Origin of the sequence: Falsirhodobacter sp. 20TX0035 (genome assembly GCF_028307215.1) — a bacterium.
Taxonomy (GTDB): domain Bacteria; phylum Pseudomonadota; class Alphaproteobacteria; order Rhodobacterales; family Rhodobacteraceae; genus Falsirhodobacter.
Genome location: NZ_JAQMHV010000001.1, coordinates 487,047 through 513,278, shown reverse-complemented (window position 1 = coordinate 513,278; position 26,232 = coordinate 487,047). Strand labels below are relative to the sequence as shown.

The 26,232-nt window shown below is 68.0% G+C and carries 26 protein-coding genes; 6 read left to right on the top strand and 20 right to left on the bottom strand.

The genetic code is table 11. The features are described from left to right. Window positions 1–14 precede the first annotated feature (14 nt). Genes holA through leuS form a run of 3 tightly spaced genes read right to left on the bottom strand, consistent with a single transcriptional unit; the run spans window position 15 to window position 4,046 of the window. A complete protein-coding gene (gene holA, locus PIJ50_RS02685; RefSeq protein WP_271972455.1) occupies window positions 15–1,034 on the bottom strand; it encodes a DNA polymerase III subunit delta in 1,020 nt (339 codons plus the stop codon). Then, window positions 1,031–1,528 (bottom strand): LPS assembly lipoprotein LptE, encoded by a 498-nt coding sequence (lptE, locus tag PIJ50_RS02680; RefSeq protein ID WP_271972454.1) that lies wholly within the window; start codon window positions 1,526–1,528, stop codon window positions 1,031–1,033. Before lptE ends, holA begins: the two co-directional genes overlap by 4 nt. After that, window positions 1,515–4,046, bottom strand: coding sequence for a leucine--tRNA ligase (leuS, locus tag PIJ50_RS02675; protein WP_271972452.1), 2,532 nt, complete (start codon window positions 4,044–4,046; stop codon window positions 1,515–1,517). The genes lptE and leuS overlap by 14 nt, the downstream gene beginning before the upstream one ends. 168 nt (window positions 4,047–4,214) lie before the next feature. Between leuS and PIJ50_RS02670 the strand changes: the two genes are divergently transcribed. Then, complete coding sequence (locus PIJ50_RS02670) at window positions 4,215–5,240, top strand: LLM class flavin-dependent oxidoreductase (protein ID WP_271972451.1); 1,026 nt, start codon at window positions 4,215–4,217, stop codon at window positions 5,238–5,240. Here PIJ50_RS02670 and PIJ50_RS02665 read toward each other — a convergent pair. Genes PIJ50_RS02665 through hspQ form a run of 3 tightly spaced genes read right to left on the bottom strand, consistent with a single transcriptional unit; the run spans window position 5,237 to window position 6,662 of the window. Then, window positions 5,237–5,884, bottom strand: coding sequence for a pseudouridine synthase (locus PIJ50_RS02665; protein WP_271972449.1), 648 nt, complete (start codon window positions 5,882–5,884; stop codon window positions 5,237–5,239). The two genes, PIJ50_RS02670 and PIJ50_RS02665, sit on opposite strands and share 4 nt — an antisense overlap. After that, entirely contained in the window at window positions 5,881–6,333 is a 453-nt protein-coding gene (gene msrC, locus PIJ50_RS02660; protein WP_271972448.1) for a free L-methionine (R)-S-oxide reductase MsrC, read from the bottom strand. Before msrC ends, PIJ50_RS02665 begins: the two co-directional genes overlap by 4 nt. Beyond that, window positions 6,333–6,662: a heat shock protein HspQ gene (hspQ, locus tag PIJ50_RS02655; protein WP_271972446.1), complete on the bottom strand. Its 330-nt coding sequence runs from the start codon at window positions 6,660–6,662 to the stop codon at window positions 6,333–6,335. The genes msrC and hspQ overlap by 1 nt, the downstream gene beginning before the upstream one ends. A gap of 170 nt (window positions 6,663–6,832) precedes the next feature. On the opposite strand from hspQ, the gene PIJ50_RS02650 reads away from it, so the two are divergent. Then, window positions 6,833–7,414, top strand: a complete 582-nt coding sequence (locus PIJ50_RS02650; protein ID WP_271972444.1) for a transglycosylase SLT domain-containing protein — start codon at window positions 6,833–6,835, stop codon at window positions 7,412–7,414. On the opposite strand, the gene PIJ50_RS02645 is transcribed toward PIJ50_RS02650, so the two are convergent. The 4 genes from PIJ50_RS02645 to PIJ50_RS02630 form a co-directional block, all read right to left on the bottom strand. After that, window positions 7,411–8,016 (bottom strand): LolA family protein, encoded by a 606-nt coding sequence (locus PIJ50_RS02645; RefSeq protein WP_271972443.1) that lies wholly within the window; start codon window positions 8,014–8,016, stop codon window positions 7,411–7,413. The genes PIJ50_RS02650 and PIJ50_RS02645 overlap by 4 nt on opposite strands. 183 nt (window positions 8,017–8,199) lie before the next feature. Further along, window positions 8,200–11,271 carry an FtsK/SpoIIIE family DNA translocase gene (locus PIJ50_RS02640; protein ID WP_271972441.1) on the bottom strand — a complete coding sequence of 1,024 codons (3,072 nt, stop codon included), beginning with the start codon at window positions 11,269–11,271 and terminating at the stop codon, window positions 8,200–8,202. A gap of 3 nt (window positions 11,272–11,274) precedes the next feature. Continuing rightward, window positions 11,275–12,459 (bottom strand): aminotransferase class I/II-fold pyridoxal phosphate-dependent enzyme, encoded by a 1,185-nt coding sequence (locus PIJ50_RS02635; RefSeq protein ID WP_271972439.1) that lies wholly within the window; start codon window positions 12,457–12,459, stop codon window positions 11,275–11,277. Window positions 12,460–12,577: 118 nt separating this feature from the next. Continuing rightward, window positions 12,578–13,903, bottom strand: coding sequence for an amidase (locus tag PIJ50_RS02630; RefSeq protein ID WP_271972437.1), 1,326 nt, complete (start codon window positions 13,901–13,903; stop codon window positions 12,578–12,580). Between the two features lie 77 nt (window positions 13,904–13,980). On the opposite strand from PIJ50_RS02630, the gene PIJ50_RS02625 reads away from it, so the two are divergent. After that, entirely contained in the window at window positions 13,981–15,195 is a 1,215-nt protein-coding gene (locus PIJ50_RS02625; protein WP_271972938.1) for a UbiH/UbiF/VisC/COQ6 family ubiquinone biosynthesis hydroxylase, read from the top strand. On the opposite strand, the gene PIJ50_RS02620 is transcribed toward PIJ50_RS02625, so the two are convergent. The 5 genes from PIJ50_RS02620 to PIJ50_RS02600 all read right to left on the bottom strand — a co-directional run bounded on the left by PIJ50_RS02620 (window position 15,196) and on the right by PIJ50_RS02600 (window position 18,629). Next, window positions 15,196–15,375: a Trm112 family protein gene (locus PIJ50_RS02620; protein WP_271972436.1), complete on the bottom strand. Its 180-nt coding sequence runs from the start codon at window positions 15,373–15,375 to the stop codon at window positions 15,196–15,198. Then, window positions 15,372–16,010 (bottom strand): LON peptidase substrate-binding domain-containing protein, encoded by a 639-nt coding sequence (locus tag PIJ50_RS02615; RefSeq protein WP_271972435.1) that lies wholly within the window; start codon window positions 16,008–16,010, stop codon window positions 15,372–15,374. Before PIJ50_RS02615 ends, PIJ50_RS02620 begins: the two co-directional genes overlap by 4 nt. 39 nt (window positions 16,011–16,049) lie before the next feature. Further along, window positions 16,050–16,955 carry a thioredoxin gene (gene trxA / locus PIJ50_RS02610; RefSeq protein WP_271972433.1) on the bottom strand — a complete coding sequence of 302 codons (906 nt, stop codon included), beginning with the start codon at window positions 16,953–16,955 and terminating at the stop codon, window positions 16,050–16,052. 60 nt (window positions 16,956–17,015) lie between these two features. Continuing rightward, window positions 17,016–17,804, bottom strand: a complete 789-nt coding sequence (locus tag PIJ50_RS02605; protein ID WP_271972432.1) for an exodeoxyribonuclease III — start codon at window positions 17,802–17,804, stop codon at window positions 17,016–17,018. Between the two features lie 138 nt (window positions 17,805–17,942). Continuing rightward, complete coding sequence (locus PIJ50_RS02600) at window positions 17,943–18,629, bottom strand: response regulator transcription factor (protein WP_271972430.1); 687 nt, start codon at window positions 18,627–18,629, stop codon at window positions 17,943–17,945. A gap of 151 nt (window positions 18,630–18,780) precedes the next feature. Between PIJ50_RS02600 and ribA the strand changes: the two genes are divergently transcribed. After that, on the top strand, window positions 18,781–19,842 hold the full coding sequence (gene ribA, locus PIJ50_RS02595) for a GTP cyclohydrolase II (protein WP_271972428.1): 1,062 nt from the start codon (window positions 18,781–18,783) through the stop codon (window positions 19,840–19,842). Beyond that, window positions 19,839–20,318, top strand: a complete 480-nt coding sequence (locus PIJ50_RS02590; protein ID WP_271972426.1) for a L,D-transpeptidase family protein — start codon at window positions 19,839–19,841, stop codon at window positions 20,316–20,318. The genes ribA and PIJ50_RS02590 overlap by 4 nt, the downstream gene beginning before the upstream one ends. Here the strand turns inward: PIJ50_RS02590 and PIJ50_RS02585 are convergent. Both PIJ50_RS02585 and PIJ50_RS02580 read right to left on the bottom strand, forming a co-directional pair. Then, window positions 20,312–20,962 carry a YggS family pyridoxal phosphate-dependent enzyme gene (locus tag PIJ50_RS02585; RefSeq protein WP_271972424.1) on the bottom strand — a complete coding sequence of 217 codons (651 nt, stop codon included), beginning with the start codon at window positions 20,960–20,962 and terminating at the stop codon, window positions 20,312–20,314. The genes PIJ50_RS02590 and PIJ50_RS02585 overlap by 7 nt on opposite strands. Before the next feature lie 82 nt (window positions 20,963–21,044). Beyond that, window positions 21,045–22,115, bottom strand: coding sequence for a porin (locus tag PIJ50_RS02580; RefSeq protein WP_271972422.1), 1,071 nt, complete (start codon window positions 22,113–22,115; stop codon window positions 21,045–21,047). 219 nt (window positions 22,116–22,334) lie between these two features. Between PIJ50_RS02580 and PIJ50_RS02575 the strand changes: the two genes are divergently transcribed. Beyond that, on the top strand, window positions 22,335–22,835 hold the full coding sequence (locus tag PIJ50_RS02575; RefSeq protein WP_271972420.1) for a DUF3576 domain-containing protein: 501 nt from the start codon (window positions 22,335–22,337) through the stop codon (window positions 22,833–22,835). Here the strand turns inward: PIJ50_RS02575 and PIJ50_RS02570 are convergent. The 3 genes from PIJ50_RS02570 to PIJ50_RS02560 all read right to left on the bottom strand — a co-directional run bounded on the left by PIJ50_RS02570 (window position 22,832) and on the right by PIJ50_RS02560 (window position 26,095). Then, complete coding sequence (locus tag PIJ50_RS02570) at window positions 22,832–24,070, bottom strand: bifunctional folylpolyglutamate synthase/dihydrofolate synthase (RefSeq protein ID WP_271972936.1); 1,239 nt, start codon at window positions 24,068–24,070, stop codon at window positions 22,832–22,834. The genes PIJ50_RS02575 and PIJ50_RS02570 overlap by 4 nt on opposite strands. 26 nt (window positions 24,071–24,096) lie before the next feature. Next, window positions 24,097–25,020: an acetyl-CoA carboxylase, carboxyltransferase subunit beta gene (gene accD, locus PIJ50_RS02565; RefSeq protein ID WP_271972419.1), complete on the bottom strand. Its 924-nt coding sequence runs from the start codon at window positions 25,018–25,020 to the stop codon at window positions 24,097–24,099. A gap of 67 nt (window positions 25,021–25,087) precedes the next feature. After that, window positions 25,088–26,095, bottom strand: coding sequence for a calcium-binding protein (locus tag PIJ50_RS02560; protein ID WP_271972417.1), 1,008 nt, complete (start codon window positions 26,093–26,095; stop codon window positions 25,088–25,090). Window positions 26,096–26,232 lie beyond the last annotated feature (137 nt).

Below are 26,232 nucleotides of genomic sequence, written 5' to 3'. Positions count from 1 at the left end.
ATGGTCCGGCGCTTCTACCGCTTCATCATGGACAGGCGGATCAGCGCCCGTTCCATCACCGCCATGTGAGGGGCGCGTGAGGCCGAACGCAGCGTCATGTCCGTGTCCACCAGCAGGGCCAGCGCCTGTTCCAACCGGTGCATCCCCCAGCCCGAGGCCTGACGCAGCATCCGGTCGCAGCGGGGGCCGAAGACCGGGGGCTTCATCCGCGCGATTCCTTCGGACGCGCCGCCGGGATGGCTGGCCGCCGCGTGAAGGATGCGGAAGTGGCGCAGGGCGGCGATGCACAAGGCAACGGGCTGCACGCCCTGGCCTTCCAGCCGGCGCAGAAGGGGGCTGATCTCGGCCGCGCGGTGTTCGGCGGCGGCGTGCAGGATGTCGTCCAGATCCGCCTCGATCGTGGCGGGGGCCATCAGCGCCACCTCGGCCGAGGTCAGGGGCGCGCTGTCGCCATGCTTGTAAAGGCCGATCTTCTCCACCGTCTGGCGGAAGTCGCCCGGGTCCAGCGCGCGGGCGAGGGTGGTCAGGTCGGTCATCGCGGCGGGGTCGATGCTGCGCAGGCCCGCGCGGCGCAGCGTGTCCTCGATCTCCTCCCGGCTGGGGGGATCGTCGTAAAGGCCGATGCAGACGCAATGGGGCGCAGGTTCGAACACCTTCCGCAGCGCGGATTTCGCGGTCAGGCTGCCGGCCGTCACCACCAGCTGCGCATCCCCCGCGCGCCAGTCCTTCAGGGCGGCGGCGATGGCAGGGGCGTGGGCGTCGCCCGCCTCCTCCAGGAACGCTACGCGGGGGCCGGGGAAGAAGCCCTGCGCCTTCAGCGCGTCCAGAAGCATGGCCGGATCGCGGCGCAGGTCGCCCGCCGCCATGCGGGTCAGGCGCATCTCGGCCTCCCCTTCGGGACCGATCAGGGCGGCGATCGCCTCTTGCCGGCGCAGGGCCACGCGCATCGTGTCCGCGCCGAAGATCAGCAGGCCGGCCTTCGACGGATCGGGCTTTGCGAAATACCGCGCGGCCTCGGCCCCTTTCAGGATCATTTGGCCCAGCGGCCCGCCGTGGCCGTCAGCTGCGTCACGATCTGGTCGGCCAGGATGCGCATCAGGCGATACTCCGCATCCTCTTGCGCCGAAAGGCTGGCGAGGGTGGAGCCCGTGGCGGAATAGGAGGTGAAGTTCGTGGCCTTTCCGCCCGTCAGGCGCGCCCCGCTGGCGCGGTCCACCACGCCCCAGTCGACCGTGCCCGTGATGTTGTAGCGGGTGGTCGTGTTGTCGCGCTTTTCGCCGATGCCGACCGTGTTCGTGTTGATCGCATAGGTCAGGTCGTAGCGGGGATCGATGTCGCGGCCCAGCCGCTCCTCCATCCGCTGGACGAAGTCGAACCCGGCCTTGTCGTCCGGTTCGGCCATGCGGATGGACCCCTGCAACCCGGCGGCGGGGCCCCCGGGGGCGTAGGCGGGCGTGAAGCCGCAGGCGCCAAGGCCCAGCAGTGCGAGCCCCGAGGCGAGGAGGGCGCGGCGATCAGGCGACGACATTGATGATCCGCCCCGGCACGACGATCAGCTTCTTCGGGGCATTGCCCTCCAGGAAGCGGATCACGGTTTCATCGGCCAGCACCAGCGCTTCGATCTGGTCCTTCGGCATGTCCTTGGGCACGGTCACCTCCGCACGGCGCTTGCCGTTGATCTGGATGGGCAGGGTCACGGTATCGTCTTCCAGCAGCGCCTCGTCGGCCTTGGGCCACGGGGCCTGCGCCACAAGGCCGGTGCCGCCCAGCATGTGCCAGACTTCCTCGGCCAGGTGGGGCACGAGGGGCGACAGAAGCTGTGCCATGACCTTCATGGCGTCACGCTTCGCCCCGGCCCCCGCCTTCGACTTCGACAGGGCGTTGGCGAATTCATAGAGCTTCGCGACGGCCTTGTTGAAGGCGAAACCCTCGATCCCCTGCGTCACGTCGGCGATGGCGCGGGCGGCGGTGCGGGCCAGCGGGTCATCCTCGGCCCCGGCCGGGGTGTCGTCGCGCGCGATCTCGTCCGCGATGCGCCAGATGCGGGCCAGGAACTTCGCCGCGGCCTCGGCGCCCGAGGCGGTCCATTCCACGTCCCGTTCGGGCGGGCTGTCGGACATCACGAACCAGCGGGCGGTGTCGGCGCCGAAGGCCTCGATGATGCTCATCGGGTCGACCACGTTCTTCTTCGACTTCGACATCTTGGCCGAGGGGATGACCTCCACCGGCACGCCACCGTCGCGGGTGCGGCCGTCGACCACATCCTCGGGCAGGTGATAGACGGGGCGCCCTTGGGCGTCGCGGGTCATGTAGATCTCGTGCGTGACCATCCCTTGAGTGAACAGCGCGTTGAACGGCTCCTGCGCGCGGGCCGGAAGATGGTCCGTGCGGTGCATCGCGCGGCAGAAGAAGCGGGAGTAGAGGAGGTGGAGGATCGCGTGTTCGATCCCGCCGATGTACTGGTCCACGTTCATCCAGTAGTCGGTTTCGTCCGTTGTGGGCGTAGTGGCTCGCGGGGACGTGAAGCGCGCGAAGTACCACGAGGAGTCCACGAAGGTGTCCATCGTGTCCGTTTCGCGCTTCGCGGGCGCGCCGCAGGACGGGCAGGGGGTATCCCGCCACGTCGGGTGGCGGTCCAGCGGGTTGCCCGGCTGGTCGAAACTCACGTCGTCGGGCAGGCGGACGGGAAGGTTCTCCTTCCGCTCGGGCACGACGCCGCAGGCGGCGCAATGCACCACCGGGATCGGGCAGCCCCAGTAGCGCTGACGCGACAGGCCCCAGTCGCGCAGGCGGTAGTTGGTGACGCCGCGACCAATGCCCTGCGCTTCGCAGAGCTGGATGGCGGCGGCGACGGCGGCCTCGCCGGTCTGCTCCGCCTCTCCGGCCAGCAAGCGGATGTAGCGGACCTTTTCCGACTTCATCGGAACATAGGCACCCGGCGGGATGCCTTCGTCCAGCGGCTGGAAGACCGGGTCGATCGGCAGGGCATATTTCTGCGCGAAGTCGAAGTCGCGCTGGTCATGGGCGGGGCAGCCGAAGATCGCGCCGGTGCCGTAATCCATCAGGATGAAGTTCGCGATGAAGACCGGCAGTTCCCAGGAGGGGTCCAGCGGGTGCTTCACACGGATGCCGGTGTCGAAGCCGCGCTTTTCCGCCGTCTCCAACGCCTCGGCGGTGGTGCCCAGGGCACGGCATTCGGCGTTGAAGGCGGCGACGCGGGGATCGGCCTCCAGCGCCTTCGCCAGCGGATGATCGGCGCTGATCGCGGCGAAGCTCGCTCCCAGCAGCGTGTCCGGGCGCGTGGTGTAGACCTCCAGCGTCTCGAACCCTTCGGGTGCGCCCACGGTGTCGAAGGCGAACTGCAGCCCGCGCGACTGGCCGATCCAGTTGGCCTGCATCAGACGCACCTTTTCGGGCCAGTTCTCCAGCCCGTCCAGCGCCTGCAGCAGATCCTCGGCGAAGTCACTGATACGGAAGAACCACTGGGTCAGTTCCTTGCGCTCCACCGCAGCACCCGACCGCCAGCCCTTGCCGTCGATCACCTGTTCGTTGGCAAGGACGGTCATGTCGACGGGGTCCCAGTTCACCTGCGCCGACTTGCGGTACACCAGCCCCGCGTCCAGCATGTCGAGGAACATGGCCTGCTGCTGGCCGTAATATTCCGGGTCACAGGTGGCGAATTCACGGGTCCAGTCGATGGACAGGCCCAAGGGTTTCATCTGGTCCTTCATCACGGCGATGTTGCCGTAGGTCCAGTCCTTGGGATGGCCGCCCTTCTCCATGGCCGCGTTTTCGGCGGGCATCCCGAAGGCGTCCCAGCCCATCGGGTGCAGCACGGAAAACCCGCAGGACGCCTTGTAGCGGGCCACCACGTCGCCCATCGTGTAGTTGCGCACGTGCCCCATGTGGATGCGCCCCGACGGATAGGGGAACATCTCCAGCACGTAGTATTTCGGCTTCGCCTCGTCCCGCTTCGCAAGAAAGACCTCGGCCTTGTCCCATTCGGCTTGCCACTTGGGTTCGGTCTGGGCGGGGGAGTAGGACATGGACGGGCCTTCTTTCGCGGGTTGCGTCACGAGGCTTACACCCACGGGCGCGACCCGTCCAGCCGCGCGGCCTGTCCTGCCCCCCTGCACAGACGGGCCGCCGTTTAGGCAGATTGTGACGGCCGGGGGCCGGCCTTAGGTTCGGGGCAACGCTGAAAGGATACGGCCATGACACTGGAACTGGGCCTCGACACGTTCGGGGACATGACGAACAACGCGGACGGCACCCCGAAGACCCACGCGCAGGTGGTGCGCGACGTGGTCGATCAGGGCGTGCTGGCCGATGAGGTCGGGATCGACTTCATCGGCATCGGCGAACACCACCGCGAGGATTACGCCATCTCCGCCCCCGAGGTGGTGCTGGCGGGGATCGCGGCGCGCACGCGGCGCATCCGGCTGGGATCCGCCGTGACGGTGCTGTCCTCGGACGATCCGATCCGGGTGTTCCAGCGCTTCGCCACGGTGGACGCCATTTCGGGCGGGCGGGCCGAGGTCATCCTGGGCCGCGGGTCGTTCACGGAAAGCTTCCCGCTCTTCGGCTACGACCTGTCCGACTACGAACGCCTGTTCACCGAAAAGCTGGACCTGTTCACCAAATTGAGCCGTGAGCGGGAGGTGACGTGGAAAGGCTCCATCCATCCCGGCCTGAAGAAGCAGCGCGTTTTCCCGCCGATGGAGGGGGGCACGCTGAAGACGTGGATCGGCGTGGGCGGTTCGCCGGAATCGGTGATCCGCGCGGCGTCGCACGGTCTGCCGATGATGCTGGCGATCATCGGCGGCGCGCCCGCCCGCTTCCGCCCCTTCGTGGATCTCTACCATCAGGCGCTGGAGCAGATGGAGACGCCCGTCCTGCCCGTGGGGGTCCATTCCCCCGGCCACGTGGCCGAAACGGACGAAGCGGCGCGGGACCAGTTCTTCGCCGGCTACCGGATCATGCACGGGCTGGTGGGCAAGTCGCGCGGCTGGGGCCCCCTGCGGCGCGAGGATTTCGACCGCGAATGCGACCACGGGTCGATGTATGTGGGCAGCCCCGAAACGGTGGCGAGGAAGATCGCGGCGACGACCCGCGCGCTGGGCCTGTCGCGCTTCGACCTGAAATATTCGGGCGGGCCGGTGCCGCACGACCTGTCGATGAACTCCATCCGCCTTTATGGCGAAAGGGTCATCCCCATGGTCCGCGACCTGCTGGCCTAGAACGGGACGGGGGCCGCGAAGGTGACGCTTCGCCCTGTTCCCGGATGCCGGACGCGCAGGGTTTCGGCGTGCAGCATCAGGCGGGGGTGGTTCTTGGCCCCCCCCGTCGCATACAGCGGATCACCCAGGATCGCGTGGCCGGTTTCCATCATGTGCACGCGCAGCTGGTGGCTGCGGCCCGTGACGGGCATCAGGTGCACCCGGGTCGTGTCGCCCTCGTATCCCAGCACCTGCCAGTCGGTCTGGGCGGGCTTGCCGGTGTCGTGGTTCACGTGCTGGCGCGGGCGGTTCGGCCAGTCCACGATCAGCGGCAGGTCCACGCGGCCCGTTTCCGGTTCCAGCCGCCCGTCAAGTCGCGCCTGATAGACCTTCTTCGTCAGCCGCTTTTCGAACTGCTGGCTGATGTCGCCCTGCGCCGCCTTGTCCCGCGCGAAGATCATCACGCCCGAGGTGTCGAGGTCCAGCCGGTGGATCAGCAGGATGTCCGGAAATTCCACCCTCAGCCGGGCAATCAGGCAATCGGCGCGGTCGTCACCGCGTCCCGGGACCGACAGAAGGCCCGCGGGCTTGTCGGCCACCACGATCCGGTCGTCCGCGTGCAGGAGGTTCAGGGGAACGTCCGGCGGGGCGTAGACGAAGGTCACTCCGCATCCCGGAAGATGCGGGCCATGATCGCCGTCAGGGCGTCGGCGTCCGTCTGGTCGAAGGCGGCCTCGGTGTCGCTGTCCAGATCCAGCACGCCCAGCAGCCGACCGGCGCCGTTCCAGACCGGCAGCACCAGTTCCGACCGGGTGGACGACGCGCAGGCGATGTGGCCGGGAAACAGCTCCACATCCGGGACGATCTGGGGCTGGCCGGTGCGCGCGGCGGCGCCGCAGACGCCGCGGTTGAACGGGATCACGAGGCAGCCGTGCCCGCCCTGATAGGGCCCGATCTTCAACAGTTCGGGCGCCACCACGCGGTAGAAACCGGTCCAGTCCGACAGGGGATGGGCGGTGTGCAACTCGCACGCCACCGTGGCCATCAAAGCCACGCTGTCGGTCTCATCGTGGCACAGGGCGTCCAGCGTTTGGGAAAGCGCGTCGTAATCCATCAGTTCATCTGCACCTGAAGGGGGTAATAGCCATCCTCGAAATCCCCGAAGAGGTCCGCGAGGTCGGGATGGTCCACGGGTTCGCCCGTCTCATCGGGAACGAGGTTTCCTTCGGACACGTAGGCCACGTAGTAGCTTTGATCGTTTTCGGCCAGAAGGTGATAGAAGGGCTGGTCCTTGGCGGGCCGGCTTTCCTCGGGGATGGCCTCGTACCATTCCTGGGTGTTGGCGAAGATCGCGTCCACATCGAAGACGACACCCCGAAACGGGTGCTTCCGATGGCGGAGCACCTGACCCAGATGGTATTTCGCTTCGGATCTGACGGTCATGGCCACTCCCTTTCGGCTGCGGGGCATAACGTCCCTTGGGGCGCGAGTCCACAATGGCCGCATCGGCGCGCGGCGAAACCCCGCCTTTCGGGCCGCTTTCCTGCACGCGCGCATTTCCCTGTGGGGCGTTTTCCCCTACATTCGCGAAAAACAAGAATGCGAGGGGCAGTATGAGCAGATTTCTTCGCGCGTCGATTCTGTTGTTGTTGCTGATGTCCTGCGGGCGCAGCGACTTCACGGCGCCGCGCAATCTGGACGACGCGTGCAGCATTGTCAGCGAACGTCCGGCCTATTGGCGGGCCATGAAGGCCACGGAACGGCGCTGGGGCATTCCCGTGCAGGTGCAGATGGCGACGATCCATCAGGAATCGTCCTTCATCGGCAACGCCCGCACCCCGCACCAATTCATGCTGGGCATCATCCCGATGGGGCGTCAAAGCTCTGCCTACGGCTACAGCCAGGCGCTGGACGGCACGTGGGAGGAGTATCAGAAGGACACCGGCCGCCACCGCGCGCGCCGCGACCGGATCGAGGACGCGACCGACTTCATGGGCTGGTACATGAGCAAGTCCGCCTCGGGCCTTGGCATCTCGCCCCATGACGCGGCGAATCAGTATCTGGCCTATCACGAGGGGCGGTCGGGCTATGCCCGCGGCAGCTACCGCCAGAAGCCGTGGCTGATGAACGTGGCGAACCGCGTCGCCTCGCGCGCGACGCGGTATCAGGCCCAGCTGGCCATCTGCCGCGGTTAACGCCCGCGGCTTTGCTGTTCCAGCGTGATGGAGAAGAGCGAGGAGGGCAGGCGCACGCCCTTCCGCATCTCTCCCAAGATCACGGTCGTCTTGGCGCCCGCGCCGTCGGTGATGATCCACTGGCGCAGTTCGGTCGGGTTGGCCGTGAACACCATGTCGATCGTGCCGTAATCGGGATGGGCCGGGTCCTGCGCCACCACGTGGGTGGTGTTGTCGACCTCCTGGTGCCCCACGACCATGCGGGCGCGGCCCAGGTTCACGTTTTCCGCCAGGATGATCGACAAGGGCGTGCGCGACAGCGGATACTGTTCCGGCGGCTGGTTCGACTTCGCGTCGAACACGGCCACCTGCCCGCCGCCCGCCATCACGACCGACGCGTCGGGCTTGGCGTATTCGAAGCGGACGCGACCGGGCCGATGGATCATCAGCTCTCCGGTCGAGACGGTGCCGTCGGGGTTGATCTGCGTGAAATCCGACTGCGCCGTGGTGAGGGAGTTCAGATAGCGCGAGATCTCGGACAGCGGAATCTTCTCGGCCATGGCGGGCAGGGCCAGAAGGGTGACAGCGACGGCCGAAGCCATGAGGGTGCGGAACGGTTTCATGCCGTTCAATCTAGGACGTCCGCGCGCGCCGTTCCAGTCACCCCTCATCACCGTTGCGCCAACCCGCCGACATGAAAAAGGGGCCGCAGGGGCCCCTTTCCGTTTGTCGTTTCCCCGGACGGGTCGGGCAAGATCGAGATCACCGCGCGTCGTAGTCGCCCGAACCGCGCGCAGGTCTTGCGCTCACTGCTCGGGCAGCAGGATCTCGCGCTTGCCGACGTGGTTGGCGGCGGTGACGACGCCCTGCTCCTCCATCTGCTCCACCAGCTTGGCAGCCTTGTTGTAGCCGACGCCCAGCTTGCGCTGGATGTAGGAGGTGGAGCATTTGCGGTCCTTGGCGACCACGGCCACGGCCTGATCGTAAAGCGAATCCTCGCCATCCGTGTTGCCGCCAAGGCCCAGCACGGCGTCGATGTCGTCAGCGCGGTCGTCTTCGGGGCCTTCCACGACGCCCGACATGTAGGTGGGCGGGCCGAAGGACTTCAGGTGGTTGACGATCTCCTCGACCTCCTCGTCCGACACGAACGGGCCGTGGATGCGGCTGATCTTGGAGCCACCAGCCATGTAGAGCATGTCGCCCATGCCCAGCAGCTGTTCCGCGCCCTGTTCGCCAAGGATGGTGCGGCTGTCGATCTTCGACGTGACCGAGAAGGAGATCCGGGTCGGGAAGTTCGCCTTGATCGTGCCGGTGATGACGTCGACCGACGGGCGCTGCGTGGCCATGATCAGGTGGATGCCCGACGCCCGCGCCATCTGCGCCAGACGCTGGATGCAGGCCTCGATCTCTTTCCCCGCCACCATCATCAGGTCGGCCATCTCGTCCACGACCACCACGATGAAGGGGATCACGACGGGCAGGAACTCTTCCGTCTCGAACACCGGTTCGCCCGTGTCCTCGTCGAAGCCGGTCTGGATGGTGCGCTTGAACAGCTCGCCCTTGTCCAGCGCCTCGCGGACGCGGCCGTTGTAGCCTTCGATGTTCCGCACGCCCATCTTGGACATCTTGCGGTAGCGTTCCTCCATCTCTCCCACGACCCATTTCAGGGCGACGACGGCCTTCTTGGGGTCCGTCACCACGGGCGACAGAAGGTGCGGGATGCCGTCATAGACCGACAGTTCCAGCATCTTGGGGTCGATCATGATCAGGCGGCATTCCTCGGGCGTCAGCTTGTAGAGGAGCGACAGGATCATCGTGTTGATCGCGACCGACTTGCCCGAACCGGTGGTCCCGGCGATCAGCAGGTGGGGCATCTTGGCAAGGTTGGCCACCACGGGGCCGCCGCCGATGTCCTTGCCCAGCGCCAAAGGCAGGCGGTGGGTGCCGTCGCTGAAGTCCTGGCTGGCCAGAATCTCGCGCAGGACGACCTTTTCGCGGTTGGCGTTGGGCAGTTCGATCCCGATCACCGTGCGCCCCGGAACCGTGGACACGCGGGCCGACAGCGCCGACATCGAACGGGCGATGTCGTCGGCCAGACCGATCACGCGGCTGGCCTTCAGGCCCGGCGCGGGTTCCAGCTCGTACATGGTGACAACGGGGCCGGGACGGACGCTTACGATCTCGCCCTTCACGCCGTAATCGTCCAGCACGGATTCCAGTTGGCGCGCGTTGTCCTCCAGCGCCTCCACGGACAGCGGGTTGCGCTGGATCGTGTCGGGGTTGGACAGAAGCGTCAGGGGCGGAAGCTCGTACGGGACGGGATCGTCGTAACGGATGGGGGCGCGGGCCGCCCGCGGCGTGGGGGTCATGGCGGCCGGGGCAGGGGAGGGGGCCTCGTCCTGCTCGAACGCGGCGTCCAGTTGCTCCTCGGGCCAGTCCTCCTCCTCCTCGGCATAGGTGGTCGTTTCCACCTGGTTGGCCCAGAAGGCATCGTCCATCTCGGGACCGTCCTCGGCCCACTGCTCCTCGTCGAGGCGCTGGGCGGCAGTGTTCGCAGGTTCGTCCGTGGCTGGCCCAAGGCGCGGGATGGCCCGGACCGCGCGCACCGGGGGTTCGGGCGGCAGGTCCACGACCGCGCGGGCGCGGCGGGGTTCGGCCACCAGCGGCTGGGGTGACTTGCGGCGGCCGGCCAGCGGCGGTTCGCGGCGCTGCACGGCGGCCGTGACGGGCGACACCGGCGGGGCGGACTGGTGGGCGCGCACGCGGATGGCGTCGTTGATGCGCGCCTTGATGCGATCCTCGGTCGGGACGTCCACGGGTTCGGGCTGCGGATCGGGATCCACGACGCGGCGCATCATCTGCGCGCCGCGGGCCAGAAGGCCCCGGGGTTGCGGCGGCGGGGCCACCACCACCTCACGCGGCTCGGCGGCCAGACCGCGCGGTGCCGCCGACAGGGCGTCGGGGCGGCCCCAGGCGGCCTCATGCCGCTGGGCGGCGGCGCGGGTCAGATCGCCCATGCGTGTGGCCGAAGGTTCGGGAAGGTCGATCTCATCCACCGGGGGGCGGGCCGACAGGCGGGCGGCAAGGCCGCGCACGGCGCCGCCTAGCAGGGCCGAACGCGACCGGGGCGCGTCGTCCTCCACCACCTCGTCGTCCCAGTCCTGCATGCGTGCGGCCTTTTCACGGCGGCGGTCCTGCACGGTCGCGGCCATCTGCGCGGCCCCCGTGGCGGACCGTCCGGCCAGCCCCAGAAGGGTGGTGTAGGTCAGGATCAGGCCCAGCAGCAGGAAGTGCCAGATGCGCCGCACCTCGGCCATGGTGAAGCCTGTCACGAACAGGAGGGAGGCCAGAAGCCCCACGCCCCCCGCCAGCGACAGAAGCTTCAGCCCGGCCACGGTGGGCAGGGGCAGAAGGTTCAGCAGCGCCGCCAGAACCGTGTCGCCGAACAGACCGCCCAGACCGAAGGTTTCCTGCCAGTCCGCCCCCGGCGCATGGGTGGCCGCGAAGGTCGAGGCGACGGCCACGGCCACGACGGCGAAGACCACGCGGCCCACGGCGCGTTCGGACCCCTGATGCAGCACGAAGCGCCCGCCCCACAGGAACAGGATCGCCGGAATCGCCCACGCACCTTTGCCCACCACCACGATCAGGGTGGAGGCGATGGCCGCCCCGAAGCCGCCCAGCATGTTCTGGATTGGCTGGTCGCTTTCAACCATCCAGCCCTTGTCCTGCGGGGAATAGCTGCCCAGCATCATCACGAAGATCAGGCCCAGAACCACAAGGCCGACGCCCAGAAGTTCGCGTCCCCGCTTTTGCAGCATCTCCTGCGTGGATTCGTCCAGAAGCGGATCGCGCTGCCTGACGTGATAGGAAGCCATGCGTCAATCCTTCCGGTAAAGGCAGTCGTGGATCCGTTCCAGACCGCGCCGCGTGTCGTCTTGGGGGGCGACCAGTGCCACCCGGATGTATCCGTGGCCGGGGTTTTCGCCCCCGACCTCGCGCGAGAAGTAGGCGCCGGGCACGACCCGCACGCCGGTTTCCGTCCACAGCTTCAGGGCCGCCGCCTCGCCATCCTCGACCGGAAGCCACAGGAAGAAGCCGCCTTCGGGCGTGCGGTAGCCGGGGACGTTGCCGAAGATGCGCTCCGCCAACTCGAACTTGCGATGATAAAGGGCGAGGGACGCCTGCACATGCGCCTCGTCGTTCCAGGCGGCGGTGGCCACGGCCTGAAGGGGCGCCGGGACCGGCGCGCCCGAAAAGGCGCGCAGCTTGCGGATGTGGCGGATGCCCTCGGGCCCGCCCGCGACGAAGCCCGACCGCAGGCCCGGCAGGTTCGACCGCTTGGACAGGGAATGGAAGACGAAGACGCGTTCGGGATCGGCGCCAAGTCCGGCCGACACCTCCAGCGCCCCGGGGGGCGGGGCCTCGCGCCAGATCTCGGAATAGCATTCGTCGACGAACAGGCGGAAATCATGCGCCTCGGCCAGACGGATCATCTCGGCCAGCCGGTCGCGCGAGGCGATGGCCCCCTGCGGATTGGCGGGGGAGCAGAGATAGGCGATCGTCACCCGGTCCAGCACCTCGGCCGGAAGGGCGGCGTAGTCGGGCAAAAAGCCCGTTTCCGCCGTGGCAGGAACGTAGACCGGTTCGGCCCCCACGGCCAGCGCGGCGGCGGCATAGACCTGATAGAACGGGTTGGGCATCAGGAAGACCGGGCGCTTGCCGTTCTTGGTTTCCGGCGACAGGGCGAGCGCGGCGTTGAACAGCCCTTCGCGCGTACCGTTCAGCACCATCAGCCGGTCCGCGCCGACCTCCACGCCATAGCGACGCCCCAGCCAGCCCTGGATCGCCGCCAGATGGGCGGCCGTGCCGTCATTGGCCGGATAGATCCCGAATCCATCCAGACTCGCGGCCATCACTTCCGCCACGAAGGGCGGCATGGGATGTTTCGGCTCCCCGATGGACATGTGGATGACGTCGCCGCCCGCCGGATGCGGATCCAGCAGCGCGCGAAGACGCGGGAATGCGTAATCTGGTAGGTCCAGGAACCTTTCGGGGAACTGCATCGACTGCCTCGTATCCGGGGTCTTTTGCCCCTTTTGTCCGCAGGATAGCGGGTTCGCCCGCGCGGGTCCAGAAATTACCCCGGCCGGAGGCATGGTTGTGGCGGATGGGCGACGCCCGTCAGCGCACCGCGCGTTCGGCCGCCATGCCCAGCCGCAGCAGCCGCTCCTCCTGCATCGGGGGGCACATCAGCATGATCCCGCAGGACGGCGTGTCGGTGGGCAGGCTGAGCGCGCAGAGCCCCAGAAGGTTGCCGATCCGCGTGTTGCGCAGCGCCAGAAGGTTCATGCGGGCGTAATAGGCCGCATCCTCCATCAGGCGCGCGGCATGGGGCGGCAGGATGGCCGAGGTGGGCAGGATCACCGCGTCAAAGGGGGCCGTGACGGCGCGCCATTCCGCCTGGATGCGCTTCAGCCGCCGGACATGGTCGATGTAGTCGGCGGCCGCGACGTCCCGTCCCGCACGGAACCTTTCCAGGATGGGGGGGAACATGCGCTCCGGCGCCGCTTCGATCCGGTCGCGCCAGATGGCATAGCCTTCGGCGGTGAAAAGAGCGCCGGAAAAGCCCATCGCCTCGCGAATCGGTTCAAAGGACAGGCGGGTGACATGGGCCCCCGCCTCGGCCAGCCGCTGGCAGGCGGTGTCGAACGCGCGGGCGGGGGCGTCCTCCAGATCCTCCATCCCCATCGTGTCCAGAACCGCCAGCCGCACGCCCGACAGGGTCATGCCCGTCATGTCGCCCGGACGACGCCCTTCCAGCGCGGCCAGCAGCAGGGTGCAATCCTCGGTCGTGCGGGCCAGCGGGCCGACCGTGTCCAGCGTGTCGCACAGGGGCACGACGCCCTTGTTCGACAGCCGTCCATGCGTCGTCTTCAGGCCCACGAGGTCGTTCCACGCCGCCGGGGTGCGGACCGAACCCCCCGTGTCCGACCCGATCGCCGCCGCCGCCAGCCCAAACGCGACGGACGCCGCCGCCCCCGAGGAGGAGCCCCCCGCCACCGCGTCGGGGTCGTTCACGTTGGGCGCCGTCGCCGTGACGGGGTTGAGGCCGAGGCCGGAGAAGGCCAGCTCGCTCATATGCGTCTTGCCAAGGCAGATCAGCCCGCCCGCCGTTGCCGTGGAAAGGACGCAGGCGTCGCGGTCCGGCACGCGGCCGGCCAGAAGGGCCGATCCGGCCTCGGTCGCGATACCCGCCGTGTCGAACAGGTCCTTCCAGCTGACGGGCACGCCGTCCAGCGGGCCACGCCGGCGGCCATCCTTGGCGCGGGTGGCGGCGGCCAGCGCCTCGTCCCGGGCGCGTTCGGGGGTCAGCCGGGCATAGATGCGGTCCCCGTCGGGATGGGCGGCGGCGGTGTCCAGAAACGCCTCCACCAGTTCGACGGCGTTGATGCGTCCTTCGTGGATGCCGCGTCCAAGATCCGCCGCACTGCGCCCGAGCCACTCCATCGTCTTCGCCCCCCTGCCGGTTCGGCGCATGCTATCGCTCGCGGAACGGATGGACAATCCCGACATCCCGTCGCTAGATCATGGGCATGAGCGATATCGTGATCATCGGCGGCGGCCTGAACGGCCTGCCATTGGCCCTGGCGCTGGCGCAGGGCGGGTTCGACGTGACGGTGGCGGACGCGCGTCCCGCGCCCGACCGCGCGGCGGTGGGGTTCGACGGGCGGGCCTATTCGCTGGCCGCCGCGTCCCGCAACCTTCTGGGCGCGGTCGGCGTCTGGAGCCGGGTGGAGGATCGGGCCCAGCCCATCCGCCGCATCCGCACGGCGGGCGGGCGGGCGGGCCTTGGCGCCTCGCCCTTCTCCCTCACCTTCGACGGGGCGGAGATCGAGGGCGGGCCGATGGGCACCATGCTGGAGGACCGGTTCCTGTACGCGGCCCTTCTGGACGCCGTTCATGCCGAACCGCGTATCCGCCTGATCTCGGGCGACCGGGCGGTGGCGCAGAGCGAAGGGCGCGTGACGCTGGCCAGCGGCACCGAGCTGGAGGCCCGGCTGATCGTCGGCTGCGACGGGCGCGGCAGCGGCATGGCCCAGCGGGCGGGCGTGCACCGGACGGGCTGGGACTATGGCCAGATGGCGCTGGTCGCGGCGGTGGAGCATGAGCGCCCGCACGAAGGCGTGGCGCACCAGCTGTTCCTGCCCTCGGGGCCGCTGGCGATCTTGCCCTTGCCCGGCAACCGTTCGTCCATCGTGTGGAGCGAGAAGACCGAGATCGCGCAGGCCGTGCAGGCCTTGCCGGACGCGGAATACCTGGCGGCGTTGCAGCCGCGCTTCGGGGACTTTCTGGGCCGTCTGACACTGGTGGGCCGGCGTTACAGCTACCCCTTGTCGCTGAGCCTTGCGGACAGCTTCGTCGCCCCCCGGCTGGCGCTGGTCGGGGATGCGGCGCACGGGGTGCATCCCTTGGCCGGGCAGGGGCTGAACTTGGGGCTGCGCGACGTGGCGGCCCTGGCCGAGGTGGTGATCCACGCCCGCCGGCGGGGCGAGGACATCGGCGCCCCCGGCGTGCTGGCCCGATATCAGGACTGGCGCCGGCCCGAGACACGGGCCTTGGCGCTGGGCATGGACGCAATGAACCGCCTCTTTTCCAACGAGAACCCGATCCTGCGGCTGGGCCGCGATCTGGGGCTGGGGGCGGTGAACGCGGTGCCGGGGCTGCGGCGCGGCTTCATCCGGCAGGCCGCGGGCCTGTCCGGACGGCTGCCGGCGCTGCTGCGCGGCGAACGGCCCTGATCAGTCCAGGCGCCGCGCTTCGGTGACCAGCATGATCGGGATGCCGTCGCGGATCGGGAAGGCCAGATGGGCCGCCTGCGACACCAGTTCCTGCCGATCCGCGTCATAGGACAAGACAGATTGCGTCACGGGGCAGACCAGCGCTTCCAGCATGCGGCGGTCAAAGGCGATTTCGGTCATTGCAGGATGTCTCCGTTCGGGCCGCCGCGCAGGGCGAATTCGATCAGGGTCACCAATGTCTCACGCCGGGTCGAAAGGGAAGGCGCTTCCAGCAGCGCCTGCTTGTCCTCGGACGGGAAGGGGCACAGCATGGACAGAGAGTTGATCAGCAGCTCCTCGTCCGCCTCCTTCAGGCTGGACCAGTCGGTGGACAGTTCCATCGTCTCGAAGTAGCGCGACAGGCGGTCCATGAAGACGTCGCGGTCAAGGCCCGGATCATGCTCCACCGACCCCAGATCGCGGCCAAAGCTGGACCAGTCCACTTGCCCGCGGCGATAGGGATGGAAGCCCTCCTCCTCGGCCATCAGGCGAAAGCGCGAGATGCCGGTCAGCGTGATCATGTAGCGCCCATCCTCGGTTTCCGAGAATCCGGTGAGCCGGCCCGCGCAGCCGATGGCCTGAAGCCGGTCGCCCGCCGGACCTTCGCGCAGCTGGATCAGGCCGACAAGACGCTGCGGCGTCTTCATCATGTCCTCCACCATCTGCAGATAGCGGGGTTCGAAGATGTGCAACGGCAACCGGGCGCGCGGCAGAAGCAGCGCGCCGGGCAGCGGAAACAGCGGAAGGGTGTGGGGCAGGTCTGCGGCCTTGATCATAGCCGCGGACTTAGCCCGCCTTTCCGGCAGGAAAAGCCGTCAGGCGAAGATCATCGAAGACAGCCGGCGCCGCCCCTTCAGAACGATGGGGTCCGTGGGCTTCAGCGCGTCGAAGATGGTGAACAGCTGGGCCCGTGCCGCGCCGTCGTTCCAGTCGCGGTTGCGGCGGAACAGGTCCAGAAGCTCGTCCACCGCCTCCTCCACCTTGCCCGAGGCGTGGAGCGCCTGCGCGAGGTCGAAGCGGGCCTGCGGATCCTCGGGATCGGCCTCCACCTTGGCGCGCAGTTCGGCCTCCGGGCCGGCATTCGCGGCTTGGCGGGCCAGCGCGATCTGGGCGCGGACGGCCTCAATTTCCTTGCTGCCGGCAATCTTGGCGGGGGCGGCGTCGGCCATGACCTGCGCCTGATCCAGATCGCCCACGGCCAGCTGGCAGCGGATCAGGCCCGCATAGGCGGCGGCGTTTTCCGGCTCCTCGCCCAGAATGGCGGCGAAGGTTTCGGCAGCGTCGGTCACGGCGCCTTCGGCCAGCATCTGCTCGGCCACCTCAAGCGCCTCGGCAAGGCCGCCATCCCCGGCCAGAGCCGAGAGCTTCTCGACAAAGGCCTTGATCTCGGACTGGGGAACGGCGCCCTGGAACGCGTCGACCGGCTGGCCCTGCCAGAAGGCGTAGACGGTCGGGATGGACTGCACGCGCAGCTGGGCGGCGATGCGCTGGTTCTGGTCCACGTCGACCTTCACCATCTTCACCTTGCCCTTGGCAGCGGTCACCGCCGCTTCAAGTTGGGGGCCCAGCGTCTTGCAGGGGCCGCACCACGGTGCCCAGAAATCGACGATGACGGGAACCTGCTGGCTCGCCTCGATCACGTCCTGCATGAAAGTGGCTTCGGTGGTGTCCTTGATCAGGTCGCCTTTGGGTGCTGCGGTGGTGTCGCCAAGCCCGAACATCTGTGCCTCCGTTTGGATCTGGCCCCTATATGCGCGTCCGCGCCGCGAAGGCCAAGGGGATCACAGGTCGAAGGTCGCGAAAACCGGCACGTGGTCCGAGGGCTGCTCCCACCCCCGCACGGGGCGCAGCACACGGCTGGAATGGGCCGCCGCCGCGATGTCGCGGGTGGCCCAGACATGGTCCAGACGCCGGCCCTTGTCGGCCGCATTCCAATCGGCGGCGCGGTAGGACCACCAACTGTAGAGCTTGCCTTCGGGGTGGTCCTGCCGGGTGATGTCCACCCAGGTGCCCGCGTCCTGCGCCATGCCCAGATGCTCCACCTCGATCGGGGTGTGGCTGACGATCTTCAGAAGCTGCTTGTGCGACCAGACGTCATCCTCGCGCGGGGCGACGTTCAGATCGCCCACGAGGATGGATTTCGCGGGCTTGTGGGCATGGGCCCAGTCCCGCATCTCGGTCAGGAAGTCCAGCTTCTGGCCGAACTTGACGTTCTGTTCGCGGTCGGGAATGTCGCCGCCCGCGGGCACATAGCAGTTGTGGATCGTCACGCCGTTGTCCAGCGTGGCCGCGACGTGCCGCGCATGGCCAAGGGAGGCGAAATCGCGGTCGCCCGCATCCACCAAGGGCAGACGCGACAGGATGGCCACGCCGTTGTAGCCCTTCTGCCCCCGCGCCACGATCCAGTGGTAGCCAAGGGCGCGGAACTGCTCCAGCGGGATCTTCTCCACTGGGCTCTTGCACTCCTGCAGGCACAGGACATCGGGCAGCTCTTCGGCCAGAAGGCGCGCAACAAGGCCTTCGCGCAGACGGACGGAGTTGATGTTCCAGGTGGCAAGCGTGAACGGCATCGGCGTCTCCCTTTGACCCCCCGCATTAGCCATAAAAAGAGGCCGGGCGAAAGCCCGGCCCAAGTCCAACAGGGAGGTGCTGCGCCGAAGCGCAACGGGAGAGAGATATGATCGCCCCCGCGCCGGACAAGAGGCGCGTCAGACGACCAGCCGGTATCCGCCACTTTCGGTCACCAGAAGCCGCGCGTTCGAGGGGTCGGGCTCGATCTTCTGGCGAAGGCGGTAGATGTGGGTTTCCAGCGTGTGGGTGGTGACGCCGGCGTTGTAGCCCCAGACCTCGTGCAGCAGCACGTCGCGCGGGACCACGCCCTGCGTCGCGCGATACAGGAACTTGAGGATGTTGGTTTCCTTTTCCGTCAGGCGGATCTTCTTGTCCTTGTCGTCGACCAGCAGCTTCTGCGCCGGGCGGAAGGAATACGGGCCCAGCTGGAAGACGGCATCCTCGGACTGTTCGTGGGTGCGCAGCTGCGCGCGGATGCGGGCCAGCAGCACCGGGAACTTGAAGGGCTTGGTGATGTAGTCGTTAGCCCCGGAATCGAGGCCGAGGATCGTGTCGGCGTCCGTGTCATGGCCCGTCAGCATCACGATCGGCGCCTTGACGCCCGCCTTGCGCATCCGGCGGCACAGCTCGCGCCCGTCGGTGTCCGGCAGGCCCACGTCCAGGATCACGAGGTCGTGGTGCCCGGCCTTCGCCTTTTCCATGCCGTCCGCGCCGGTGGCCGCCTCGAAGACGTCGAAATCCTCGGTCATCACGAGCTGTTCGCTCAGCGCCTCGCGGATGTCGTCGTCATCGTCGACCAACAGGATCTTTTTCAAGGCTGCCATCGGGCCCTCCATTGCTTTCGGGACTGACATGCAGATCGCGGCGGGGGCCGGCAAGGAACGTGACAATCCTTCACGCGGACGTGTCGGATGCGCGGGATATGTTTCAAATTCCGGCGCCGCGGCGTATCCCTTGGCCGCAGAAGGAGCCGCCATGCTGTCGTTGACCATCACCGAACGTCTTGCCCGCGCCCGCAGCGACCTGCGCCTTGGCCTGCCCGTCGCGCTGACCGGGGGCGCCCCCGCACTGGTCGCCGCCGTGGAGGCGCTGACGCCGGAGCGGCTGGAGGAGATGCGTGCGCTAGGCCCACTGGAACTGGCGATCACCGCGCGGCGGGCACAGACGCTGAAGGCGCATGCCTATGACGGGGACGTGGCGCGGATTGCCGTGGGGGATGCGCCCCTGTCCTGGTTGCGCGCCGTGGCCGATCCGGCGGGGGATCTGGCCAACCCGCTGAAGGGGCCGTTCCACGGGGTGCGTGGCGGGGACGCGGTGGCCCATCGTGCGGGCGTGCAACTGGCCAAGACGGCGCAGCTGCTGCCGGCGGTGGTCGTGGTGCGCGCGCCCGCGCCGGACATCCTGACCGCGCTGCCCGCCGACGTCGCCTTGGCCGAGATGGCGCGCGAACACGCCCTGACGCCCGTGATCTCGGCCCGCCTGCCGATGGTGGCGTCGGAAGCGGGGCGGGTGCACATCTTCCGCCCGCACGACGACACCGCCGAACACTACGCGATCGAGATCGGCCGCCCGGACCGCGACGCGCCCGTGCTGGCGCGGCTGCATTCGGCCTGCTTCACGGGCGACGTGCTGGGCAGCCTGAAATGCGACTGCGGCCCCCAGCTGCGCGCCGCGCTGGCCGAAATGGGCGCGCAGGGGGCCGGTGTCCTTCTGTATCTGAACCAGGAAGGGCGGGGGATCGGGCTGGCCAACAAGATGCGCGCCTATGCCCTGCAAGATCAGGGCTTTGACACGGTGGAGGCCAACCACCGGCTGGGGTTCGAGGATGACGAGCGGGACTTCCGTCTGGGCGCCGGCATCCTGCGGCAGATGGGCTTTTCCGCGGTGCGCCTGCTGACGAACAACCCGGCCAAGATCCGCATGATGGAAAGCCATGGGGTGACCGTGGCCGAGCGCGTGCCGCTGAAGGTGGGACAGACGGCGCAGAACTCGCGGTATCTGGCGACCAAGGCCGCGAAGTCGGGGCACCTGCTGTGATCCGCGTCACGCCCACGGGCGCCACCTTTGCCGGCCGCCGTTTCGCCTGCACCCTTGGCCGGGGCGGCGTGACGGATCGCAAGCGGGAAGGGGACATGGCGACGCCGCGGGGCGATCATCGGATCGTCGGAATGCTCTATCGTCCGGACCGTCTGGTGGGGGTGCCGGACTGGGCCCAACCCATCGGGCTGCGCGATCTGTGGTCGGACGATGTGAATGATGCGGGCTACAACCTGCCCGCCCGCGCGCCCCACCCCTTTAGCCACGAGGCGTTGCGGCGGCCCGATCCGCTGTACGATCTGGTGCTGGTGACGGACTGGAACATGCCGGCGGTGCCGGGTCGCGGGTCAGCCATCTTCGTGCACACGTGGCGGCGGCCCGCCTATCCGACGGCGGGTTGCGTCGCCTTTGCGCAGCCCGACCTTCTCTGGATCGCCCGCCGCATCCGCTGGGGCGAAGTGTTGCGCGTTCAGTAGCCGCGCGCGCCGAACAGGGCGCTGCCCACGCGCACATGCGTGGCGCCGTGGGCGATGGCGGTCTCGAAATCCGCGCTCATCCCCATGGACAGGTGGGGCAGGCCGTTGCGTTCCGCGATCCGCGCAAGATGGGCGAAATGGGGGGCGGGGTCTTCGTCCTCGGGCGGGATGCACATCGCGCCGATGACGGGCAGATCCAAGGCCCGCGCCGCGGCGATGAAGGCGTCGGCGTCGGTAGGCAGGATGCCGGCCTTCTGCGGCTCCTCCCCCGTGTTCACCTGCACGAACAGGTCGGGGCAGCGGCCCGCCTCCTGCGCCAGACGCGCCAGCCGTTGCGCCAGCGAAGTCCGGTCCAGCGTGTGGATGGCGTCGAACAGCTGCAGCGCGGGTTTGGCCTTGTTCGTCTGGAGAGGGCCGATCAGGTGCACCTCCACCTTTCCGAAGGTGTCGCGGAAGGCGGGCCACTTGCCCTGCGCTTCCTGCACGTAGTTTTCGCCGAACAGGCGATGGCCAGCTTGCAGCACCGCCTCCACCCGCGCGTCGGGCTGGACCTTAGACACCGCGATGAGCTTCACGGAGCCTGCGGGGCGCCCATGGGCGGCTTCGGCGGCACGGAGGCGCTGGAGGATATCGTCATATGCCATGAGGAAAGGCGTAGCGGGGGGCGGGCCAAAAGAAAAGAGCGGGCTTTCGCCCGCTCTCTCCAAAGAACGCTGATCCGAAGGATCAGAAGTTCAGGCGGATACCAACGTCGGCAACCGTCTGACCTTCGCCTTCGATGTCGTAGATCAGGTCGGTGTCGACCACACCGGCGCGCAGCGAAGCGCCACCGCCGAGGTCGTAGACAGCGCCGATGCCATAGGTGGTCAGCGAGTCCTCGCCGAAGATGTTTTCGCCATCAAGTTCGTCGCGACGGAAGAAGCCGTCAAACTGGATGGAGTTCACTTCATACGAAGCGTTGATGCCGAAGGTCTTGTCCAGTTCGACATCACCTTGCAGGACCACATCGCCGTCGAGGCCTTGATACGACGTCCACACGTCGTCGTAGCTGGTGTAGTAGGCTTTCAGCCCAACGCCAGACACTTCGGTTTCACCCGAAATGATCCACTGGCTGCCGCCGTAGTTGCCGTTGTTGTCGTCGTAGTCGCCGTTATCAAGGTAGCCAAGACCGACCTTGAAGTTGTCACCGGCATAGGCCAAAGCAGCCGAGTAAGTCGGATCGCGATCATCCTCCACCGTGACCGCAATCGGCTCACCCAGCTCGTCTTCGCCAATCTGACGACCGTTCAGGCCGAACTGGCGGCTGCCGTCCGTCATGCCCAGGTGGAACTCGAAGCCGCCCATGGTGTACGAGTACAGAGCGCCCGGACCTTGGTCCAAGTTGTCCGAGGCATCGCCGTTGATGTACGGAATGTCCGTCAGGTCGCCAAGGCCGGAGAAGCCGATGGCATTGAGATCGCCGAACGCTTCTTCGGCGGCCGAGTTCACGTCGCCCATTTCCAGCTTGCCGAAGGCGCCCGAGATCCAGACGGTGCCACGCTTGCTGGTGTCGCTGTTGCCGAACGAACCGCCCGACGCCGAACCCGAAGCCTGGTCAGCACGGAACGAGGCGCCGAATTCCAAACCCGTGTCGGTTTGGCCCGACAGGTTGAAGCGAACGCGGGCGCGCTCGGAGAACTGCACGTCCTCACCGTCATAGACCACACCCATACGTGCGTCACCCGTCAGGGCGACTTCGGCGGCGGCGTAGCCGGTCGTTGCGGCGAGGATCGACGTCGCCAGAAGAAGCTTTTTCATGTTTTTCCCTCGTTTACCTAAAAAGGCGGCCCGGCCCGTTGGGCGGGACTGGAAATTGTTCTCGGCTCTCAGCTTCGTGAAATCAACGATTTCGAACGGGGGTTCTGCCGCGAGTGCGCCACTGATGCAGCGATGCAACACCCAAGGCGGAGGGGAAAGTTCTTGTCCGGTTCGGAGCGGTCGGATACCACAGCCCGAGAGATGCAGAATGAGGATCGCATGACCTTCAACCGTATTGCCCGGGTCGTTTCCCTTGGGGGGCTGGTCGTCCTGGTCGCCGCTTGCGGAAACCGCGAGGCCGCGGACCGTCAGCGCGAGGAACTGGCTGCGAACGAACCCTATCGCAGCGATGTCGTCGGCGGACAGCGGAGGGAGGGGAACATCTGGACCCTGTTCCGCAACAACGACGATCCCAACACGCGCATCGCGGTGAACCGCTACATCTGGACGGCGGCGCTGGACGTTCTCAGCTTCCTGCCGGTGCAGACGGTGGATCCCTTCTCGGGCGTGTTCACGACGGGGTATGGCACGCCGCCCGGTGGCGGCCGCGCCTATCGCGCCACGGTCTATGTGCAGGACGCGGCGCTGGACGCCCGGTCGTTGCATGTAGCCCTTCAGACGAATGGCGGGGCGACCGTGTCGGCCGAAACGACCCGCGCGATCGAGGATGCGATCCTGACCCGTGCGCGCCAGCTGCGTCTGGCCGACGGCAAACGCTAGGCGTTTTCCCGCAGGATCGACCCGGCGAGGTAGAGGGAGCCGCAGATCAGGACACGTGCCTGCGGCTCTTTCGCCACGATGGCTTGCAGTGCTTCGGCCACCGAGGCCGCCACCGTGGCGGGCAGGCCCACGGCGAGGGCAGCGTCGCGCGTGGCTTCAGCGGGCAGGGTGTTCGCTTCCCCCGGAATGGCGACGGCGGTGAGGGTGGTCGCGATGCCGGCGAGCGGCCGCATGTAGCCGGTCACGTCCTTGGTGTTCAGCATCCCGCAGATCAGATGCATCGGACGCGGCGGCATGGCCGCCAGCGTCGCCGCCACGGCCTGCCCACCTGCGGGGTTGTGGCCGCCATCCAGCCAGACCTCGGCCTGAGGGGCAAGATCCACCAGCGGGCCTTGGCGCAGGCGCTGCATGCGGGCGGGCCAGACGGCGCGGGTGACGGCGGCCTCGCAGGCGGATTCCCCATGGACCAGGTGGCGCAGGGCGGCCAGCGCGGTGCCGGCGTTCTGGATCTGGTGGGGGCCGGGCAGGACCGGCAAAGGCAGGTCCAGAAGCCCGTTTTCATCCTGAAAGATCAGGCGGCCATGTTCGGTGAAGACGTGCCAGTGCTGACCATGCACCAGAAGCGGCACGCCCAGACGGGCGGCGCGGGCCTCGATCACCTCCAGCCCCTCGTGCGTCTGGGGGGCGACGACGCAGGGCACGCCGCGCTTCAGGATGCCGGCCTTTTCGCCGGCGATCTCGGCCAAGGTCTCGCCCAGATACTGCTGGTGGTCGATGGAGACGGGGGTGATGATCGTCAGGCGGGGCCGGTCGATCACGTTCGTCGCGTCCAGCCGTCCGCCCAGACCCACCTCCAGCAGGGTGGCGTCGGCGGGGGTGCGGGCGAAGGCCAGAAGGGCCGCCGCCGTCGTGATCTCGAAGAAGGTGATCGGGTCAGTGCCGTTCGCAGCGGAACATTCGTCCAGCAGCGCGGTCAGTTCCGACTCGGAAATCAGCTCCCCCGCCAGTCGGATGCGTTCGTGGAACCGCGCCAGATGCGGCGAGGTGTAGGCGTGCACGCGCAAACCGGCGGCTTCCAGCCCCGCACGGATCATCGCCTGGGTGGATCCCTTGCCGTTCGTGCCCGCCACATGGATCACCGGGGGCACGCGGCGTTCGGGATGGTCCAGCGTGGCCAGAAGGCGGTGCATCCGGTCCAGCGTCAGGTCGATGACCTTCGGGTGCAGCGCCATCATGCGCTGCAGGATGACGTCCGACCCGGTCACGCGTGCGGCGGGGCCGGAGGGGTGATCGGCGCTTCGGGCGGCGGGGCGGGCAGGTCGGCGCGCACGGCCGGGGTCTGACGCGTCAGCATGCGCAGGATGGTGACCAACTCTTCGCGCAGCGCCTTGCGGTGCGTGACGCGGTCCAGCATCCCGTGATCCAGCAGGTATTCGGCGCGCTGGAAGCCTTCGGGCAGCTTTTCGCGAATCGTCTGTTCGATCACGCGAGGTCCGGCAAAGCAGATCAGCGCGTTGGGTTCGGCAATGTGCACGTCGCCCAGCATCGCGTAGGACGCGGTCACGCCGCCCGTGGTCGGGTGGGTCAGCACCACGATGTAGGGCAGGTTCGCTTCCTTCAGCATCTGCACGGCGACCGTGGTGCGCGGCATTTGCATCAGCGACAGGATGCCTTCCTGCATCCGCGCGCCCCCGGCGGCCGAGAAGAGGACCAGCGGACGCTTCAGCGCCACGGCGCGTTCGGCCGCGGCGACGATGGCGTTGCCGACATACATCCCCATGGAGCCGGCCATGAAGCTGAAGTCCTGCGCGGCGGCCACCACCGGCGTGCGGGCGATGTCGCCCTCCACCACCAGCATGGCCTCTTTTTCGCCGGTGGACTTCTGCGCGGCCTTCAGGCGGTCGGGGTATTTCTTCTGGTCGCGGAACTGCAGCGGGTCAACCACCGGCTCCGGCACCGAGATCTCGGTGAAGATGCCGCCGTCGAACAGCGCCTTGAACCGGTCGCGCGGGCTGATCGCCATGTGGTGATCGCAGTTGGGGCAGACGTTCAGGTTTTCGGCCAGCTCCCGGTGGAACAGCATGGTCCCGCATTCCGGGCACTTCGTCCACAGGTTCTCCGGCACCTCGCGGCGCGAGAAGAGCGAATTGATCTTCGGGCGTACGTAGTTCGAGATCCAGTTCATGGGCGGTTGGGCCTTCTGCTCGCGTCTGACCGACCCGAGATAGCCGCCAGCCGACCGAATTGCAATTCTACCCGTGCAGGGGGACGAAGCGGACGCTGGCGGGGTCCAGCCCGGTGACGCCCTTCAGGATGGCCAGCGGCTGCCCGTCCACGAAGACATGGGTCGCGCCCTGCATCTCCCGCATCTCCACCACCGGAAGGCCCTGGGCGGGATCGTAGCTTAGGTCCAGCTGATCCTGCGCAGGGTCGTAGTCGGTCAGGGTCACGGGCTTGTCCGCGCGCCCTTCGCCCAGCACGAAGGTGTCGAGGCCTTCGCCGCCCGTGCCGTAATCGTCCGACGCCAGCACCAGCCGGTCGTTCCCCGTGCCGCCGTTCAGGAAGTCCCGCTCCGCATCGTCGCCGCCGAACAGGGTGTCGTCGCCGTCATTCCCGTCCAGCGTGTCGGACCCGGTGCCGCCGTTCAGCCAGTCGTCGCCGTCGTTGCCGGTCAGCCAGTCGTCGCCCGCGTCGCCCTGAAGCCGGTCCCGGCCTGCGCCGCCCATCAGGGTGTCGTGATCGTCGCCGCCGGTCAGCGTGTCGTTGCCGTCCTGCCCCTGAAGGCTGTCGGCGCCCGCGCCCCCGTCGATCCGGTCGTCGTCGCGGCCGCCGCGCAAGGTGTCGGCACCCGCGCCGCCCTCCAGCGTGTCGCGACCGTCGCCGCCTTCCAGGTGATCGCGCCCGTCGCCGCCCTGCAGCGCATCGTCGCCGCCCCGACCTTCAAGGCCGTCATCGCCCGCGCCGCCGGTCAGGGTGTCGTTGCCGCCCGCACCGTTCAGCGTGTCCGGGCCGTCCGTTCCAATTTGCGTCACCGGGGCGTCCACGAGGTCAGGCAGGTCGTCCGACTGTGGCATCCCCGCGTTCGGAGGGTCGATCATGTCCATGAAGTCGCCGCGCGGTGCGTCCTCGTCCGAGGTGTCCTCGGCCGTGGGCTCCTCGTCCTCGGGCAAGTCCTCCTCCACCGGGCGGAAACGGCCTGCCACGGCGTCGGCGGCGGCGCCCGCCATCATCGCACCCATGATCCCGATCAGCCCGATCATCGTTCCACCCCGTTAACCATCGCGTGCACCCGCGAACCCGTTCTGCAACCACAGATAGCCCGAACTGTGGTCTGCGCGAAGCGCGTTCTTGAAACGTTCTTACAAAATGGTTAACTGCGATGCGGGCGAACGCCCCT